Source organism: Mitsuaria sp. TWR114, from assembly GCF_007997345.1.
Map to the genome: position 1 here is coordinate 1 of NZ_VOSR01000798.1, position 2,002 is coordinate 2,002.

Genomic DNA, 2,002 nt, shown 5'->3' on the forward strand with positions numbered 1-2,002 from the left:
GGGCCTCGGCCGGCGTGGGTCGATGAATTCATCCCGGGGCTGAAGACCTCGGCGGTGGCCGCGATGGCGCTGGACCACGGCTTCACCGCCGCGCCGGAGGAGCTGCCGCTGCGGCGCGTCGAGATCGATGAACGCGCGCTGGCCGCCGACGCGAACCAGGCTGGTGCATGGCCGATGGAATTGGTGCTGCTGAGCGCCGCCTTCCTCGACGCCACGCGCGACTGGCCGGCGGCGCGCAAGGTGCTGAACATCTCGTCCGGGCTGGGTCGCCGCGCGATGGCCGGCAGCGCGCTGTACTGCACGGCCAAGGCCGGCATGGACAACCTCAGCCGCGCGATGGCGCTGGACGAGGAACACAAGGCCGCGCAGGGCGAGCGGGCGGCGCGTGTCGTGTCGCTGGCGCCGGGCATCATCGACACCGACATGCAGGCGCAGCTGCGCGGCGGCGATGCGTCGAAGTTCCCGGACCGCGACCGCTTCGCCGCGTTCAAGGCCGAGGGCCAGCTCGTCAGCGCCGAGGACACCGCGACGCGCGTGCTGCGTTTCCTGGCGCGCGACGATTTCGGCCAGCAGGTGCTCGCCGACGTGCGCGACGCCTGAGCGTCGTTCAGCCGACCAGGTTCGCCAGCGTCAGCAGCGCCAGCAGCATCATCCACAGCACCACCGAGCGCCAGACCAGGCCGACGACGCTCTGCAGGTGGCCCAGCTGCGGCGGCACGCCGCCGGTCGAGCCCTCGGCGCGGGTGGCGTCCATGTCGCCGCCGGACTCGAAGGTCTTGCTGCGGTCGGGGGTCACGCCCGGCGCGGCGCTGCCGCCCAGCTGCACGCCGACGGCGCCGGCCGCGGAGGCCAGGATGATGCCCTCGTTGTCATGCGCCCAGAGCGCCGCGTCGCGACGCCAGGCGTTCACCGCCTCTTCGAAGTTGCCGACGATGGCGAAGCCGGTCGCCGTCAGGCGCGCCGGGATGTGGTCGATCATGCCGAACAGCTTGCGCGACAGCGCCATCAGGCGCTCGTTGGTCGGCGCGTCCAGCGTGCGGCTCTTGAAGGCCCAGTAGCGGCCGGCGAATTCGGCCATCCGGTACAGCACCGCGCCGGCCGGCCCCAGGCCCAGCGTCGAGAACAGCACGAACCAGAAGAAGACACCGAAGACATGCCGGTGCGCCGCCAGCAGCGAGTGCTCCAGCACATGCCGCAGCAGCTCGGTGCGCGGCAGCTCGCTGGCGTCCAGGTGGCGCCACTCGGCCAGCAGGCGACGGGCCTCGAGCTCGTCACCGCGCTCGAGCGCGTCGCGGATGTCGGTGAAGTAGTGGCTGAACTGGCGGAAGCCCAGCGTCAGGTAGAGCACCAGCACGTCCAGCGCCAGCGACAGCAGCAGGCTGTAGGGGCGCACCAGCGCGTAGATCGCGCCGACCAGCAGCGCCGGGCCGACGACGGTGATCGTCCACACGACGGCCGCGTGATGCGACCGTCCCGCGTCGAAGTTGCGCCCGGTCCAGCGCACCCAGGCGATCATGCCCTGGTGGACCGGGTTCCCGTGCGGCAGAGGCTTGAGCTGCTCGCACACCAGCGCCAGCAAGACCGCGAAGAAGTTCATGGCCCGGGATGATAGCGGGCGTCAAACCTGCAGGAAGCGGTAGAGATTGCGCAACATCGCCGCCGTCGCGCCCCAGATGAAGAACTCCTTCGGACTGGCCGCGGTGAGGGCGACGTCGGGGTCCGCGTTCGAGACCGCAAGACCTGGCCCCGTCCACGGCATGGAGAGGAACTGGCGTCGTCCCATCAGCGGGCCGTCCGTGCCGGGGACCTCGTACTCGAAGCTGTGGCGCTGGTGGTGGGCCGGGTCCATCAGGAAGGCCAGCGGCACCTCGAAGGCCTCGGCCACCTCGAACGCGTCCAGCCGCAGCGAGAAGTCGGGGCGCACCAACGCGACCACCGGGGTGACCTCGTAGGCGGTCACCGTGCGGTAGACCGGCAACTGGCCGATCAGGTCGACGTGATG

The 2,002-nt window shown here is 70.9% G+C and carries 2 protein-coding genes and 1 pseudogene; 1 reads left to right on the plus strand and 2 read right to left on the minus strand.

Annotation, left to right across the window (positions count from 1 at the left end; translation table 11 throughout):
* Window positions 1–600 (plus strand): SDR family NAD(P)-dependent oxidoreductase (locus FUT87_RS24315; protein WP_147242658.1); only part of this gene is annotated, 600 nt, incomplete at its 5' end.
* A gap of 7 nt (window positions 601–607) precedes the next feature.
* Here the strand turns inward: FUT87_RS24315 and FUT87_RS24320 are convergent.
* Window positions 608–1,597: a CobD/CbiB family protein gene (locus FUT87_RS24320; RefSeq protein ID WP_091723506.1), complete on the minus strand. Its 990-nt coding sequence runs from the start codon at window positions 1,595–1,597 to the stop codon at window positions 608–610.
* A gap of 21 nt (window positions 1,598–1,618) precedes the next feature.
* Window positions 1,619–2,002: pseudogene (locus FUT87_RS24325) on the minus strand (CoA pyrophosphatase); the annotation flags it as partial.

What these genes read in the sequence shown, in the direction of transcription:
- FUT87_RS24320 (WP_091723506.1), bottom strand. Translation starts at nt 1,597, where the DNA reads ATGAACTTCTTCGCGGTCTTGCTGGCGCTGGTGTGCGAGCAGCTCAAG.